Annotated in this window: 10 protein-coding genes, 1 other RNA gene and 2 pseudogenes; 8 read left to right on the forward strand and 5 right to left on the reverse strand. The window is 71.9% G+C overall.

Annotated features, from left to right (window positions below; all coding sequences use genetic code 11):
• The first annotated feature begins 242 nt into the window (after window positions 1–242).
• Window positions 243–618, forward strand: a transfer-messenger RNA (tmRNA) gene (ssrA, locus tag D474_RS30820).
• Window positions 619–929: 311 nt separating this feature from the next.
• On the opposite strand, the gene D474_RS0103290 is transcribed toward ssrA, so the two are convergent.
• The 4 genes and pseudogenes from D474_RS0103290 to nagA form a co-directional block, all read right to left on the reverse strand.
• Entirely contained in the window at window positions 930–1682 is a 753-nt protein-coding gene (locus tag D474_RS0103290; RefSeq protein WP_017612170.1) for a helical backbone metal receptor, read from the reverse strand.
• Window positions 1669–1821, reverse strand: a complete 153-nt coding sequence (locus tag D474_RS32150; protein WP_161628655.1) for a hypothetical protein — start codon at window positions 1819–1821, stop codon at window positions 1669–1671. Before D474_RS32150 ends, D474_RS0103290 begins: the two co-directional genes overlap by 14 nt.
• A 74-nt stretch (window positions 1822–1895) precedes the next feature.
• A pseudogene (locus D474_RS27500) lies at window positions 1896–2189 on the reverse strand (hypothetical protein); the annotation flags it as partial.
• A gap of 101 nt (window positions 2190–2290) precedes the next feature.
• Complete coding sequence (gene nagA, locus D474_RS0103300; RefSeq protein ID WP_017612172.1) at window positions 2291–3427, reverse strand: N-acetylglucosamine-6-phosphate deacetylase; 1137 nt, start codon at window positions 3425–3427, stop codon at window positions 2291–2293.
• 637 nt (window positions 3428–4064) lie between these two features.
• Between nagA and D474_RS0103310 the strand changes: the two genes are divergently transcribed.
• Entirely contained in the window at window positions 4065–4580 is a 516-nt protein-coding gene (locus D474_RS0103310) for an NADPH-dependent FMN reductase (RefSeq protein WP_017612174.1), read from the forward strand.
• A gap of 49 nt (window positions 4581–4629) precedes the next feature.
• Here the strand turns inward: D474_RS0103310 and D474_RS0103315 are convergent, their stop codons facing one another.
• Window positions 4630–5526 carry a hypothetical protein gene (locus D474_RS0103315; RefSeq protein ID WP_017612175.1) on the reverse strand — a complete coding sequence of 299 codons (897 nt, stop codon included), beginning with the start codon at window positions 5524–5526 and terminating at the stop codon, window positions 4630–4632.
• A gap of 213 nt (window positions 5527–5739) precedes the next feature.
• Between D474_RS0103315 and D474_RS0103320 the strand changes: the two genes are divergently transcribed.
• From D474_RS0103320 to D474_RS0103345, 6 genes and pseudogenes are all read left to right on the forward strand, one after another.
• Entirely contained in the window at window positions 5740–7482 is a 1743-nt protein-coding gene (locus D474_RS0103320) for an SGNH/GDSL hydrolase family protein (RefSeq protein WP_017612176.1), read from the forward strand.
• Window positions 7482–9287, forward strand: coding sequence for a hypothetical protein (locus D474_RS0103325; protein WP_017612177.1), 1806 nt, complete (start codon window positions 7482–7484; stop codon window positions 9285–9287). The genes D474_RS0103320 and D474_RS0103325 overlap by 1 nt, the downstream gene beginning before the upstream one ends.
• Window positions 9284–9424 (forward strand): hypothetical protein, encoded by a 141-nt coding sequence (locus D474_RS32565; protein WP_017612178.1) that lies wholly within the window; start codon window positions 9284–9286, stop codon window positions 9422–9424. The genes D474_RS0103325 and D474_RS32565 overlap by 4 nt, the downstream gene beginning before the upstream one ends.
• 211 nt (window positions 9425–9635) lie before the next feature.
• The gene (locus D474_RS0103335; protein ID WP_026118130.1) at window positions 9636–10961 is read left to right on the forward strand and encodes a glycosyltransferase family 4 protein; all 1326 of its coding nucleotides are present in this window, start codon (window positions 9636–9638) and stop codon (window positions 10959–10961) included.
• A gap of 68 nt (window positions 10962–11029) precedes the next feature.
• Window positions 11030–15431: pseudogene (locus D474_RS27505) on the forward strand (alpha-(1->3)-arabinofuranosyltransferase).
• Window positions 15428–16546, forward strand: coding sequence for a DUF3068 domain-containing protein (locus D474_RS0103345; protein ID WP_017612181.1), 1119 nt, complete (start codon window positions 15428–15430; stop codon window positions 16544–16546). The pseudogene D474_RS27505 and the gene D474_RS0103345 overlap by 4 nt, the downstream one beginning before the upstream one ends.
• The last annotated feature ends 10 nt before the right edge of the window (window positions 16547–16556 follow it).

Genomic DNA, 16556 nt, shown 5'->3' on the forward strand with positions numbered 1-16556 from the left:
TCATCTCGGGGGAGGCCCTGCCGTCATCCCGAGGCCGGTCCGACCCTGCCGGCCGCCCCCGTGGGTTGCGTCGACCGCCTCTGGAGTCCGCGCCCGCGGGGGTTTCTCCTTGCCCCGTGCACTGCGCACCCTCTGCCGGGAATGCACTTGGTGCCCACGCCGTCGTAGAGGTAGAGTGGCGCACGTGAGCGCGCGCCGCTCACGTGTCGGTCGCCCCCAGGGGCGGCTTTGACAACTCCACAGGGGGTGATCGGTTTCGACTTCGGTGATTGTTCCGAGGGGAAGCGGGTCGAGGACTGCGTATGCCGCCTCGTTAATCATGCATTCGCACTAAACACAAGTGCCGATTCCAAGCGCACTGAGTTCGCCCTCGCTGCCTAACCAGCGATAGCGACTCTGTCGGCCTGAGCTCGTCATCGGCTCAGGTACCGGCATCAGCCAGATGACTCACCGCCCGGATCATGTCACGGGACCGGGCGGGACATTCACGTGACTGGGCCTGTCAGCGATGTGTGCGTCCAAGCGCTGGGGCCGAGCAGAACGACACGACGCACTGCACCCGGAGAAGCCCTGGTTCGACACTGAAGGACGCGGGTTCGATTCCCGCCACCTCCACGAGAGACGGACCCTGCTCGGGGCCTGGCGGCCCCATCGCAGGGTCCGTTCTGTTTTTCGGGGGGACGACCCCCCGGACCCCCGGTGTGCGCTCTCCGGAGCTCGCGCCGGGGGTTTGCTGTGTCCGGGGTGGTCAGACCCCCGGTGACACGTCACCCCCTGTGGCCGAGGTCTGCCGGCCGGGCGAACCCTCTGTGGGAAGGGTCGGAACGCCCCCTGCGCTCAAGGTTGCCGGAATGTTGTCCGTGTCCCAGCGAGTTCCGCTCCCCCATGCACGCTTCGCTTGGTGCGTGAGCGTTGGCGCGTGTCCCGGGTCATGGGCGGGCAGCAGCCAGTGACGCGGTCAGGCGCTCGTGGGCTTCGACCAGGGACGGGCCGTACCAGGTGAGGTCGCGGCCGGAGACGAATGCGGCCGGGGAGGTGAAGGCCTCGGGGCCGTCGTCCGGGCCGAAGGCATAGGGCTCGTCCGGTAGGACGGCGAGGTCAGGCGCGAGGTCGTCCGGGCAAGCGGACGGGTAGCGGCCCTCGAGGGCCGCGCACACATTGACAGCGCCCAGGCGCGCGAGCACGTCGTGAGCGAAGGTGTCCGCGCCGACGAACATCCAGGGGTCGCGCCAGATCGGCACGGCAACACGCGGGCCCCCGGGCGGGGTAGTGGACCAGAGGCGTTCGGCCTCGGGCAGCCACCCCTCGACAGGCAGCGCACAAACGTCCAGCAGGCGGCGCACGGACACGAAGGCGTCCGGAACGGTGCGGATGTCGGTCACCCAGACGGGGATGCCCGCCTCGCGCATTGCCTCCACGTGCCGCTGCCGGTTCTCCTCGCGGTTGGCGACGACGAGGTCGGGCGTGAGTTCGACGATGCGGGACACGTGCGGGTTCTTGGTGCCGCGCACCCGTTCCACGTCCAGGCCGGCCGGGTGGGTGCACCACACGGTCGCCGCGGTCAGCAGGGCGGGATCGCTGTGGGCGAGGGCCTCTGTCAGGGAAGGCACGAGGGAGACCACACGGGCCGGGGGAGTGTCCAAGTGGACCGGGTGTCCCAGGTCGTCCTCAAGGATGGTCATGGTGGACCAGGATCTCCGAAAGTGTCCGGGAAGCTTGCACCGGGGGGAAGGTCTCGTTGTGCGGTGCGGTCAGCTCGTGGGTGGAGAGGGCCTCCACGACGTCTCCGGGATCACCGAGAAGAATTGCTTCGTCACTCATGGGAGTCGAGCGTACAGGTTCCGGGCCGGGGGTGGCGTCCGGTCGGACGCCACCCCCACCGGCTCCCCGCCCNCCCCGACCAGCCACGCGATCTTGTGCGCTGTGACGCCGAGGCTCCCGCTGCTGCCCAGGTAGACGCCGAAGGAGGCGATGAACGCGTAGTCGTGTTCGCGTCGTTCGCAGGTGACGTCCTCCACGGCGTACTTCTTGGCCGGGTTGCTCACACGCAGGTAGGCCGGGTCGGCGTCGACGACGTCGGTCTCGACGCCGTAGCCGGACAACTCCGTCGCGAGCTTGCCGAGGTGTCCGCTCTCCTCGGAGGGCACCCGGGTCGGCTGCTCGTCCTTCGCCTGTCTCGACTGGGCCATGGCAGATCCTTTCGTGTCGAGCATGGTGCTTTCCTCGATGCCCTGGCGCCATTGTCGCCCACTGTTAAGTTACTGATACGTACCGTGCCTACGACACGCCGTTACTCGACAAACGCCCCGCGATGCACCACCTCGGTGACCACGAGTTCCTCGTCGAGCACCACCAGGTCCGCGGGCGCGCCCGGTTCGACCCGGCCCACTCCCGGTAGTCCCACGGCCGCCGCGGGCGCGGACGAGGCAGAACGCACGGCGTCCGGGGTCGCCATCCCGAGGTGTTCCACCGCGTTGCGCACGGCCTGCGGCAGCACGATGGTGCTCGAGGCGATCGACCCGGTCTCCACCACCCGTGCCTCCCCGTCGCTCACCCGGACCCGCAGGCCGCCCAGGGTGTACTCGCCGTCGCCCAGCCCGGTCGCGTTCATCGCGTCGGTGACCAGGGACAGCCGCTCCGGGCCAACCGCGTCGAGCACCACCTGCGCCGCACCGGGGTGGACGTGCACCAGGTCCAGGATGAGTTCGACCGACACGCGCCCGTCGCCCAGCGCCGCCGCGATGGGCCCAGGATCACGGTGTCCCAGCGGGCGCATCGCGTTGTAGAGATGCGTGGCAACACGTGCGCCCGCGTCGAAGGCCGCCACGGTCTCCTCGTAGGTCGCCTCGGTGTGGCCGACCGCCGCCACGACCCCGGACGACGACGCGGCCCTGATCAGCTCAAGCGCGCCCGGGAGCTCGGGTGCCACGGTGATCATGCGGACGTGCCCGCGTCCGGCCTCCAGCCACCGGTCGAACTCGGCCGTGTCCGGATCCCGCAACAGCTCGGGGTCGTGCGCGCCGCACCGCCGACGGGCGATGAAGGGCCCCTCCAGGTAGATCCCGGCCAGTTCGCCCTCGTCGCACAGGTCCGCCAGGACCGACACCTGGCGCAGGGTGTCCTCCGGCGAGGCCGCCACAAGGCCGCCCACCATCGAGGTGACCCCCTGTGAACGGTTGTGGGCCGTGACCGCGCGGGCGCCCTCCGGGTCGGCGTCGGGGAACCCGTGCCCCGCGCCTCCGTGCACGTGGGTGTCGACCAGCCCTGGCGCCACCCACCGCCCGCCCATGTCGTGCACGGAGCCCCGGGGCGGTTCACCGGTGCCCAGTTCGGCGACGCGTCCGTTCTCCAGCTGCACCCAGCCCTCGTGCACGCCCTCGGGGGTGATGGTCCGGGTGTCGGTCAGGGTGAGCGGAGTGGAGCTCATGAGCGGTCCTGCTTCCTTCGTCTCGGTCTGTCCGGTGTCCGTACGAGTGTGGTGTGTTGCAAATTACATCGAGGTGTACGGGGCGTCGTCCGCAGGGCCCTCGGTGTCCGCCGTGCCCCCAGGAACAGGGCAATCCCGCTCCACGAGACGCCCGTCCGAGCTCTGGACCGGCCCCGGGAGAGGGGCGGGGAGGTTCACAGGGAGGCAATCGTGCATTGACGCCGGTGCCCGCAGCGCTCCATCATGGAGTCATGTCCGCCGGTGAGCTGCTTGTCCAGCGCCTGCATGTCGACCTCCGACAGCAGGCGAGCGCGCTCTGTCGTAGCTAGCGCCTTCGCGGGGTCCGCCCCGCGCCACGGGTTCGACCCGTGCCCTCCGCAGACACCGGACGCTCATCCCCTTCTGGGTCAGGAGCCTGTTTCGAATCGGGCCCCGGGAGCGCCCTGTCGGCCGACACCACCCCCCGTTCTTTCCGTGGACGACGAGGTCCGCACCTGTGTCGAGCCGAGGATCGATGCCTTCTCCGGTGTCCCACGACGGCCCACCGCCGCCAGGCGGAGCGGCCCGATCCCGTTCCACCCCCGAGGTTCCTTCCGGTCGATTCCGGCTCGTTCTTGACCGAACCCAGGAGTTACGCATGACCCGCTTCACCGTGCTCGTCGCCGATCCCCAGCCCCGTTCCGCCGTCCACGACGCCGCCCTGCGCGCAGCCGACGAGATCGGCGCCCGCGCCGGCGTCCGCAACGCCCCGGAGGTCATCGACCTCGCCGGCCTCGGCGCCGATCTGCTCGCCGAGACCTCGCCCGCCCTGGAGACCGCTCTGGAGCGCGTCTCCGACAGCGATGTCCTCCTGGTCGCCTCGCCCCAGGCCCACGGCACCTACACCGGCCTGCTCAAGGTCTTCCTCGACCGCCTGCCCGAACTCGGGCTGGGCCACGCGGTCGCCGTCCCGCTGACCGTCGTCGACGACCTGCGCAACAGCCGCGGCATCGAGGAGGACCTCCGGGTGCTCCTGGCCGACCTCGGCGCATGGGTCGCCGAGCCCGGCCTGGTCCTGGCCGGCGGCGAGACCGAGGGACCCGACCGGGTGGTGCGCGCCTGGGCCGACGTCGCCGCCCCCGGGCTGCGCGACGCGGTCTCCGTCGCGGTCTGAGCACTCGTCCTCGGCACAGGGCCCCGGCCGGCGCAGCCTGCCGGGGCCCTCACCTGTCCCGGGGCCCCGACGCCTGCACGGTTTCGGCCCGCGCGGCCCGTTCGGCACTGGTGTCCGCCTCGGCCTGGGCGACGTTGCCGCGCACCAACACCACGACCACGAGCGTCAGTGCGAAGCCGCCGATCCGGAGCGCAGCCACGAACGGGTCGTCCGGAAGACTCTCGCCGAACAGCACCGAGCCGGCCACGACGGTGAAGACGTTGCCGACCACGTTGGCCACTGGTGCGGTGATCGAAGCACGCGAACGCTGCAGCGACGTCTGGAACAGGACGATGCCCACCGCCCAGCCCAGCCCGTACAGGTACGGGTAGGGCGACATCAGCGCCGGCAGGACCGCCTCCCAGACACCGTGGTCGGCGAGCAGGCCGCCCAGTCCCTTGCCCTGCAGGCCCGCACTGCCCTGCGCCAGACCGGCAGCCGCGCCCATCGCCGNCCCCATGGCGGCCACGCACGCGAGCACCGTCAACACGGTCACCGTCACCAGCAGCGGGGTGTTCGCGGTCGTCCCGGTCTCCGCCTCGTCCCCCGTGGACAGGCTCAGCAGGCCCAGCGCCACCGGCATGATCGCCAGCGCCACGTACTCGCCGCGGGTGATGCGCTCGCCCATGACGATCGTGACGACCAGAAGTGAGCAGGCCACACCCGCGGCGAAGGCGGGCTGGACGACCGAGACGGGGGCCAGTCCCAGCGCCACGATGAGGCCGATGCTCCCGAGCGCGGCGAACACGCACCCGAACACCCAGCGCGGGTTGCCGAGCAGGACCCGCGCCAGGTGCAGGGGGCGGTTGATGGAGATCGACTCGGAGCCGTGGAGGGCGCGCTGCTCCACGGACAGGCCCACCGTGTAGGTCACGGCGGAGAGGAGCGCGACCAGGAGTCCGATCACGGGGGTGGCCTTCCGGCTCGACGGTGCTGTGGGGGTGCCGCCGCGCGGCCGGCTGGGGGCGGCGGTCGGGGCGCCTCCCATGTAACCAGTTCTATCTTTGCGCGACCAGTGCGCCTATCCTCGTCTGAACAGGTGCCCGGGGAGTGTGCGGTTCCCGCCGTGAGAACCTGTTCAGGAGCGCTCGGGCGGTGAAGGTCGACGGATCGGGGCACAGTGCAGGACCAACGGGACACGGAGGAGCCGGCCTCGCGGTGGTCGCGTGCATCGGTGTGGTTGACCGCCTCCCACTGGCGCGGCCGGACCTGGCGCGACCTGGTCCCCGCACGAGCACGGTCCCGCCGGTTCGAGCCCGGCCCCCTGGGTCTGCTCGGTGTCATGCTCGCCGCCATGGCTGTGACGCTGCTGATCATTCAGCAGGCGACGGGAGGGTTCGGCGAGGGCGAGGAGGAGGCCGGAGACCAGCCCGAGGCCGTCCCCGGTCCGCCCGAGGGGGAACTGCGTGTCATGCCGGTCGGCGACGGCCTCACCCAGGGCAGCAGCGGTGACCACACCTGGCGCTATCACCTCTGGTCCCACCTCGACGGCGCGGACGTCGACTTCGCCTTCGTGGGCCCGCACGACGACATGTACTCACTGGAGGAGGACGGCCACGGCGACCACAGTTACGCCGAGCCGGACTTCGACACCGCCCACGCCGCCCGCTGGGGCCGGACCGTGGACGACATTGCCGACGGGATCGCCGAGGAGGCCGCCGAGCACGAACCGCACTATCTGCTGATCCTGGCCGGCTCCGACGACCTGGTGTCCGGCGGTGACCCCGACCTCGTGCTGGAGGGCATCGGCGAGACGGTATCGACCGCTCGCGTGGCCCTGGAGGACGCCCGCTTCGTGATCGGAGAGCTCCCCCGGGTGGAGGGCACCGGCGAGGACGCTGCCGTCAACGAGCGCATCGACCGCTTCAACATGGGCCTGGTCGACCTGGCCGAGCAGCTGTCCTCCGGTGAGTCCCCGGTGGTGGTCGCGCAGGTCTCCGAGGGCTACGAACCCGAGTTCGACAACTGGGACGAAGCGCACCCCAACGTCCGGGGCGAGGTCAAGATCGCTGCTGCCTTCGCCGACGCCCTCGCCGACCCGCTGGAGGTCGGAGAGCCCTTCCCCCGGCCGCTCCCGGAGCTGCCGGCCGGCCCCAGCACCCCGCCCGACCCCGAGGCCGAGGAGGCCGGCGACGGGTTGCGCATCTCGTGGGACCAGGTGTCCGGCGCCACCGACTACCGGGTGGAGCAGCGCCGTACCGAACCCGAACCGGACGAGGCCACCGTGTTGCCCCTCGACGTCGAACGCGACGGCGCGCGCCGCTCGGTGCTCGTGGAGTCCCTGCTCAGCGGCGCCGGGTACGAGTTCGTGGTGCACCCGTACAAGGGCCGGGACGCCGGTGCGGGTTCCGATCCCCTGGAAGTGGTCTACGACGACGAACCTCCCCCGGGCCCGGACACGCTGTCGGTACGCGAGGACGGCACGGTGGTGTGGGACGAGGTCGGCTCCGCGTCCCACTACGAGGTGTGGGTGCGTCCCCTGGACTGTTCGGCGAGTGACGACAGCCGCCGCCCACTGCCGACCCGGACCCCGGGTCCGGAGTCCGTCCGGGCCCCGGCCGACGAGCGCGACCAGGACCATGAGGCCCCTGCCTCGCCGCCGCCCGAGTCCCCGAGTCCGCCGCCGTCCGTGCCGCCCGTGCCAGACGAGTCACCGGACCCGCCGGGGGTCGCGGCCGAGCCGGCCTGCGAACCCCGCGACGGGCAGGCCCCGGACGGGGGCGACGGATGGCAGGGGCAGGGGTCGGTCGGGTCCGATCCCCTGTGGGGCCCGACCGTCTCCGGCCCGCACGAGGTGGTGGTGCGCTCCCACCGCGACTACGTTCCGGGCGGGTACTCCGACCCGGTGCTCCTGGAGAGCTGATGGGCAGTGCCTGGACCGCCCGGCTCCTGCCCTGGGTGGTGGGCCTGGCCGCGGGTGTGCTCGCGCTCGGCCCCGCGCTCGGGCGGGGGTTCGTCCTGCGCTACGACATGGTGTTCGTTCCGGACCTGCCGATGAGGGGGGTGCTGGCGGACGCCGAGGGGTTCCCACGGGCGATCCCCAGTGACGTCGTGGTCGCGGCGCTGTCGTCGGTGGTGCCGGGCGACCTGGTGCAGTCCCTGGCGCTCCTGTTGGTCTTCGTGCTCGGCGGGGCCGGTGCGGCGCGCCTGGTCATGTGGCTGCTCCCTCCTGCCGGAGGCCTGACTGCAGGCACAGCGGTCGCGGCAGTGGTCGCCGGCATCGCCTACGTGTGGAACCCGTTCGTGGCCGAGCGTCTGCTGCTCGGCCAGTGGGCGGTGCTGCTCGGGTACGGGGGGTTGCCGTGGGTCGTGGTGGCGACCGCGCGCCTGGCCGAACGCACCCCGGGGCGGGGCCTGGCCGGACTGGTGTGCGCGTTGATCCCCGCGGCGGTCGGCGGGTTCTCCTCGGTCCTGCTCTCGGCCCTGGCGGCGGGACCGGTCGCGCTGTGTCTGCGCGGCCCCTGCGCCCTGCGGTGGTGGGCGCGCGCGGGGTTGTTCACGTCCGCCCTGGTACTGGTCTCGCTGCCGTGGCTGGTGCCGTCGCTGGCCGGGGGAGCGGTGACCGACCCGCGCGGGGCGGAGGCCTTCGCGCCGCGCGCCGACATCCCGTTCGGCGTCCTGGGGTCGCTGCTGGCGCTCGGCGGGGTCTGGAACGCCGGTGCGGTCCCGCCCGGGTACGGCGAGCCCGTCACCGCGCTCCTGCGGCTGGCTCTGTCCGTGGCGGCCCTGACCGCCTGGGTGTGGTGGATGCTGCGGCACGACCGTCCGGTGTTCGGCACGGGGCTGTCGGTGGGGGCCGCGGTCGGGTTCACCATCGCGTTGGCGGGTGCCACCGGGACAGGGCGCGGGGTCGTCGCCGGGCTCATCGAACTGTGGCCGGGCTTCGGACCCCTGCGCGACGCGCAGCTGTACGTGGCCCCGCTCGGTCTGGTGCAGGCTCTGGGGGCGGCGTTCGTGGTGTGGTGGGGCGCCGGNCGTGCGGGGGCCGGTGTGTTCGCGGCGCTGCTGCCCGTCGTGGTGCTGCCGGGGCTGCTGTGGGGCGCCGGCGGCCGACTGGAACCGGTCGGGTACCCGGACGCGTGGGTGCGCGCGCAGGCCGAGGTTGCCGCCGACGACGTTCCCGGTTCCGTCGTCGTGCTGCCGTGGAGCGCTTACCGGGGGCTCGACTGGTCGGGGGAGACCACCGTGGCCCTGGACCCGGCGACCAAGCTCTTCGACCGGCGTACGGTCTGGAACGACGATCTGTCCGTGGGTACCCCCGACGGCGGCACGGTCGTGGTCGAGGGCGAGGACCCTCTGGCCGCGCAGGTGGCAGGGGTGCTCGACACCGACCCCGCGACGGGGACACCCCGCGGGGAGGACCTCGCAGCGGAGCTCGGCGCGCTCGGGGCGCGGTACGTTGCTGTGTCCGATCCGGTCGATAACGGGTTCTGGTTCGAGGGCCAGGGTTTCGAGGTGGTGTCCCAGGGGTCGGAGATGACCCTGCTCCGGGTCCCCGAAGCGCGGGTAAAAGCCGACAAACCAGTCATAACGGGGTTGGAAGTTACCGGGGGGTTAGTTACAGTTGGGGCAATCATCTGGTCTGTAGCTAGATCAGGTTCTAGTCTCGTTCTCCAGTGCCCCGGCCCCAGGGCGGGGCGGAGCACGCGGAAGGAGATCCCCACGTGATCAAGGTAATCGCCGCCTGCGCCATCGGCGCGGCCCTCGCCGGCGGCGCCGCATTCGTGGCGACCAGTGTTGCCACGGAATCGACCGCCACCGCTGAACCGGTGAACGAAACCCTCTACAACTACGGCGACCGCTAGGAAGCCGCAGCGGAGGACCGAGGGCGCCTCGCTCCCGGGCGGGGCGCCCGACCCCCTACCGGCGGCCCCGGCCGCTGACCCCATCGACGTCCGGTCGAGGGCCTGCCAGGTGTGTGTCGGACGCGCCCCCGCTCCGTAGCCCAGCGAGTCCAAGTGCATGCACACGGTGACCACGCAGCTCCCCGCCGGGCACCGCGCGGAAGGAGAGCGTGTGGTCTTCCCCAAGACCTCCGACCGGTCTGCGGGCGGTCCGCCCTCGGCCACCGGACCCGCTGCAGTGGCCCCCGTGCCCGCAACGGACCCGGCACCCGCCCCCACGGAGGCCCCCATCGACCTCGGCCCGCGCCTCGACGGCGTCCGGATCGTGATGATCAACTGGCGCGACCCCTGGCAGTCCGCCGCCGGCGGGGCAGAGGAGTACGCCTGGCGCATCAGTCGCCACCTCGCCGAACGCGGAGCCGTCGTCACCTTCCTGACCAGTCGTGAACCCCACCAGGCGAGAGTGGAGACCGAGGACGGGATCGTGATCCGCCGTATGGGCGGGCGGTTCACCGTCTACCCCCGCGTCATGGCCTGGCTCGCCCTGTGGCGCCGCGAGTACCAGCTCGCCTTCGACTGCATGAACGGCATCCCGTTCCTGTCCCGTCTCGTGCTGCGCCGCAGCACCCGCGTGGTCAGCGTCGTGCACCACGTCCACGACCTCCAGTTCGACGCCTACTTCTCCGCGCCGCTGGCCTGGTTCGGCCGGTTCATGGAGTCGACCGTGGCCTCCCTCGTCTACCGCCGCTGCACCACCGTGACGGTGTCGGAATCCTCCCGCCGGGCCATGCGCGAGAAGCTCGGCTGGCGTGCACCCATCGAGATCGTGCACAACGGCGGGCTGCCCGGGCCCCGCAAGCCCCTCGACGACGCGCCCACTTCCGCCGAGGTCGGCAGCCCCGCCCTGGTCAGCCTCGGACGCCTCGTGGTGCAGAAGCGCGTCGAACGGGTCGCGTCCCTGGCCGACGGGCTCCGCGACCAGCACCCCGACCTGCGTGTGCACATCATCGGGCGCGGGCCCGAGGGCGAACGCCTCACCGAGCAGGTGCAGCGCGAAGGCACCGCCGACCGGGTGCGCATCCACGGGTTCCTGCCCGAGGAGGACAAGAATGCCGTCCTGGGGGCCTGCACCCTCCACGTGACCGCCTCGGAGTTCGAGGGATGGGGTCTCACGGTCGTCGAGGCCGCCCGGCTCGGCGTGCCCACCGTGGCCTACGATGTGGACGGACTTCGCGATTCGGTCCGGGACGGCGAGACCGGGTGGCTCGTCCGCGACGGCGAGAGCCTCACCGACGTGGTCGCCCGCGCCCTCAAGGAACTGTCCGACCCCCGCCGGGCCGAGGAGGTCCGTCGCGCCTGCCGCGACTGGGCGTCCCGGTTCACCTGGGAGGCCAGCGGGGCGCGGATGACCCGCCTGGTCGCGGACGAACTCGCACTCACCGACAGCACGCCCCCCGGCGGCCAGAACACCCAAGCGGGTAGGAAAACGACCACGTGACTACGGCGGACCCCTCCGCTCGGCGCGGCCCGGAGGAGCCCGGCGCACCGTCCGCCCCGCGCGGACCCCTGGACGACACGCTGCTCGCGCGGCTGAAGATCCTCACGGTGTGCCTGCTCCTGGGCGCGTTGGCGGCCAGCATCGACCCCGGCAACATCGTCAGCGACACCAAGCTCGACATGACGGCGGATCCGCTGGGGTTCATGGAACGCGCCCTCCACCTGTGGGACGCGTCCTACTTCGGGCAGATCCAGAACCAGGCCTACGGGTACTTCTTCCCGAACGGGCCCTTCCACGCGTTGTTCGACGCGCTGGGCATGCCCTCGTGGCTCGTCCAACGCCTGTGGATGGCCGTGCTGCTCATCGCCGCCTTCGTGGGCACCTACAAGGTCGCCCAGGCGCTCGGGATCGGGACCGTCAACACCCGCATCCTCGCCGGCGTGGCCTACGCGCTGGCCCCGCGCGTGCTCACGCTGCTGTCGTACAACTCCGCGGAACTGCAGCCCATGCTGCTCATGCCGTGGATCCTGCTCCCACTGGTCCTGGGAGCCAAGCACGGCTACCCGCCCGCGCGCATGGCCCTGCTCTCAGGACTGGCCTTCCTCATGTGCGGTGGCACCAATGCGGCCTCCGAGCTCGCCGTGCTGGTGGTCCCGGGCCTCTACCTGGTCACCCGCGCCAACGGGCCCCGCAAGTGGAGGCTGATGGGGTGGTGGTCGCTCGCCCTGGTGATGGCAGCCTTCTGGTACATCGTCCCGCTCCTGCTCATGTCGCGGTACGTGTACTCGTTCATGCCCTACACCGAGGACGCCGCGGTCACCACCGACGTGACGTCGATCCTCAATGCGTTGCGCGGGACCTCGAACTGGATGGGGTTCCTGCCGGACCAGGGCAACACCGCCCTGCCCGCCGGGGCGGAGCTGTCCACCACCCCGTGGCTGATCGCGGTCACCGCGCTCGTGGCCGGTCTCGGGCTGGCAGGGCTCATCAACCGGCGTACGCCCGAACGGCTCTTCCTCATCTCCACCCTGCTGGTCGGCACCGCGATCGTGGTCGCCGGCTACACGGGCACCCTCACCGGGCCGTTCGCCGAGACGATGCGGTCCCTGTTCGACGGGGCGCTCGCGCCGTTCCGCAACATCCACAAGTTCGACGCGCTCATCCGGCTGCCGATCGTGCTGGGGCTGGCGCATCTGCCCGTGGTCGTGGCCCGCGACTGGGCCGAGCGCCGGGGGGAACGTGTGTCGGGCCGAGTGCGCAGGGCCGTGGCCGGCGGCACCGCCGCGGTCTTCCTCGTTACCCTCGTGCCCATCGGGACCGCGGGGGTCGCGCCCGCAGGCGGGTACGAGGAGATCCCCGACCACTGGCTCGAGGCCGCTGCCTGGCTCGACGAGAACTCCGGCGACACCGGGATGACCATGGCCCTGCCCGGGTCGGCTCGCGGGGAGTACGAGTGGGGCCGTCCGATGGACGAACCCCTCCAACCTCTGCTGGAAGGGGCCTGGACCAACCACCAGATCATCCCCTGGGGTTCGGCCGGCGCCTCCCGCCTCACGCACGAGATCGACCAGCGTGTCTCCTCGGGCCGCGGCTCCAAGGGCCTGGCCGACACCCTGGCGCGCATGGGCGTGACACATCTGGTGGTCCGCAACGACCTGCAGCGCGTCGACCTCAACGGTGCCTGGCCCGCCCGTGTGCACCAGGCCCTCGGGGACTCCCCGGGGATCACCGAGGCGGAGAGCTTCGGACCCACCGTCGGTTCCCTCGACCACTCGTCGGCCTCGCAGTGGTTCGACCAGCCCCACCCCTCCCTCACCGTGTACGAGGTCGAGGAGGCCGCTCCCACCGTGGGCACCGTTCCCGCCGACGAGACCGTGCGGGTCACCGGCGGCCCCGAGTCGATGCTCCACCTCGCCGAGGAGGGCGTGATCGGCGACGACCGGCCCGTCGTGCTCGGCGACGACCCCACCGCAGAGGACATCGCGGCCGAGGACACCGTTGTCACCGACACCTCCCGCCGCCGCGAGGTCGTCTATCCGGACGTTCGCAACAACGTCTCCGCCACCCTCACCCAGGACCAGGAGCTCGAACGCGACGTCCCGGCGCCCGACATCATGGATCCCGCATGGGAAGGGTTCGTCGGCCATGCCGAGGACCTCGGGATCGAGTCGGTGCGCGCCTCCTCCGCCGAGAGCGGAGCCGACGCCAGTGCCTCCGACCGAGACCCGGGCCACGCTCCGCATGCCGCGCTCGACGACGATCTCAGCACGTCGTGGCGTTCCAGCGTCTTCACCGGGGCGATCGGCGAGTGGATCGAGATCGAGTTCGCCGAACCGCGCGACCTCGACGGGCTCTCCGTCACTTTCGAACAGTTCTCCGACGAACCCCCGCCGTCCACGGTCAGCCTCATCACCGACGAGGACAGCTCCGAGGTCACCGTCGAGGAGACCGACGAACCCCAAGAGGTCACCGCACCGCCGGGGGAGACCAGCACCCTGCGCGTGCGCATCGACGAACTCGCCTGGGAGCCCGAGGACCGCGTCGGTACCCGCGTCGGCATCTCCGACATCGCCCTCCCCGGGATGGAGGCCGGACGCACCATCGACGTGCCCGGACCCGCCGGCGCCGGGAGCCACCTCTTCACCGGCTCCACCGGAACCGTGCCCGGCTGCATGGAGGGTCCCAACGCCTGGGTGTGCAACCCCGGGCTCCAGGTGCAGGGTGAGGACACACGCGGGCTCGACCGCACGTTCACCCTCTCCGAGGACGCCGCCTCCGAACCGCACACGATCTCCGGGCAGGTCGTGCTCGCCGACCCCCGCGAGGCGGAGAACGCCGCCAACCGGGCGAGCCCGTTCCCGCACGTGACGGCCTCCTCCACGGCCGTGCAGCACCCGGCCGCCATGGGCCGCGGTGCGCTCGACGACGAAGACGGAACCGTCTGGTACCCGGACCCCGACGAGCAGGAGCCCTGGCTCGACATCGAGCTCGGCCAGGCCACCGAGATCGACCACCTCGAGGTCGACTTCCCCCGGGCAGACAGCGTCATGCAGCCCATCAAGGTCACTGTCGAGGGCGACGAGCAGGTGCGCGAGGGGTGGCTCGACGGCAGTGGCCGCGTCGACTTCACCTCGCTGACCGCCGACTCCGTCCGGGTGAGTTTCGAACGCCCCGAGGGCCAGGCCCTGGAGGTCGGCGGGATCAGCCTGCCCGGCATCGGCGAGGTCGAGGCGCTTCCCGACGGCGAGGCCGCCACCGGCTGCGGCCTCGGCCCGACCCTGCGCGTCAACGACGAACGGGTGGAGACCCGAATCAGCGGCGGCTCCCTGTCCGACCAGCTCACCGGACAACCCCTGCCGTACGAAGCCTGCACCGGTCTGCACCTGGACTCCGGGGAGAACCGAGTGGTCGTCGAACCCGGCAACCGCTACGAAGTGCGTTCGGCGCTCGTGGAGTCCGGCGACGCCGTCGGCGCCCGCGACGAGGTGAACCTGAGCGAGGTCGAGGAGCTGCACGGATGGGGGCCGAGCGGCCGCAGTTTCGACGTCGACGTCGAGGACGAGAGCCTGCTCGTGGTCAACGAGAACTTCAACGACGGTTGGGAGGCCACCCTCGACGGATCCGACCAGCCGCTCGAACCCCTGCGCCTCGAGGGATGGAAACAGGCCTGGGTGCTGCCCGAGGGCAGCAGCGGCACCGTCACGCTGTCGTACACCCCTGACAACGCCTACCACGTCTCCCTCGGCATCGGGGCGGCCCTGGCCGTGCTCCTGGCGGTGCTGGCCCTGTGGCCCCGCCGCTGGCTGCCCGCCCGACGNCGGGGAACCGGTCGGCGCCCGCAGCCTGCCCGGGGCCGGGCCGGGATGGCTCGCACGCCGGGCGGTCCTGCCGCTGGGGCTGGCGTTCGGCATCTGGGTGGCCGGTCCCGCCGGCGCCGCGCTCGTCGGACTGATCCTCCTCGCCATGTGGTGGCTCGGCCGCGCGGCTCCCGAGCGGCTGCGCCACGCCAGACCGGGGACCCCCTCGTTGGGCGGTACCGTACTGCGCCGACTGGCCGCGCCCTGGACCGTGGCGGCCACGCTCACCCTGGCCGGAGCCGCGATGGCCGGCGGCACCTACATGGCCATGTACCTGCCCTTCCACGACGTCACCGAGTTCATCGGCAGCGCACTGCGCGGGTGGATCCCGCAACTGCTGTGCCTGCCCGCCCTCGCCCGCCTCGTGCTCTCCCTGGGGCAGCCCGGGGACGGACTCCCGGCCGACGCCGATCCGCCCGAGGCGGAGCAGCGTGCGGCCGCCCCCGGTTCCGGGCACGGCGGTGAACAGGGCAGCGCGGGAGGCTCGGGCAACGACGACGGCCCCGACGACGAGGGGCCGGGCGGCGAACCCGAGGGCGACGGCACCGGCGGGGGGGGGCCGGGCGACGGGGCACGTACGCCCCGGAGCGACACCGAGGAGGTCCGCACGTGAGCACGGCGTCCCAGGTGGGTCCCGCACCCCGCGACCCGGGTCCGGTCGGCAGCCAGGTCGGGCCGGCCCGCCGCCCCCGCAGATCGCTTCCGGCCGGTACGGTCCTGGTGGCGGCCGGAACCTTCCTGCTGACCCTGGCGGTCATGCTGCCGCTCTACGTGCACGACCAGGTTGCGCTCCTGCCCGCCGAGGCCGAGTACGAACTGAGCCTGACCGACGAGGAGGCCTCCTACCTCGACACCTCCACCTGGACGTGGGTGGAGGACAGCGAGGTGGAGCAGCACACCGCCGTCGACGCCACCGCGAGCGGTTCCGACTGGTCGGCCTGGGAGATGACGGTGGACACCTCTGCCCCCGACCGGATGGTCGACCACCGGAGCCGCCGCGTCATCGTCGACCGCAGCACCGCACGCGCTGTCAACTGCTGCGGTGAACACGTCCACGGCGACCGGGCCGTGCGCCAGGCCGGGCTCGTCCACCACTTCCCGCCCGGGGGCGGGGCCGATTCCTATCCGTTCTACGACGCGGAGGTCCGCTCGGCCCCCTCGATGGAGCTCCAGGAGGAGGACGAGGCCGCCGGGGTACCGGTGCGCCGCTACACCCAGGCGGTCGAGGCCACCCAGGTCCCCGGCTCCGCCCGCGACGTGCCCGCCGCCCTGTTCTCCCCGGCCGGGTCCGGAACAGTCACCGCCACCCGATGGCTGGAGCTCACCCGCACCCTGTGGGTGGAACCGGTCAGCGGCACGGTGGTCAACATGCAGGAGACCCGCGTCGAGACCCTGCGGTCCCAGGACGGCGACGACGCGGTACCGCTCCTGGAGGCGGACCTGACCCTCGCCGACGCCCAGGTCGAGGGGTACGCCGAACAGGCCCGTGTGCAGTCGGTCCTGCTGCGGACCCTCGACACCTGGGCGCCGTGGACCCTGGCCCCGCTCGGTGCGCTGGCCCTGGCTGCCGGACTGCTGCGCGCCCGCTCTCCGAAGGCCCAGCAACAGCGGGACACCGGGGCCGGGAAGACCGCCGGCAGCGATCCCGAGGAGGGCACGGAGGCCGACCCCGGCGGGGTGCCGCAGGACCGTTCGGCCGAGCACGGTTCCGGGGCAGCGACGCCGTAGGATCGCGCTC

This window comes from Nocardiopsis salina YIM 90010 (assembly GCF_000341025.1).
GTDB classification, from domain to species: Bacteria; Actinomycetota; Actinomycetes; order Streptosporangiales; family Streptosporangiaceae; genus Nocardiopsis; species Nocardiopsis salina.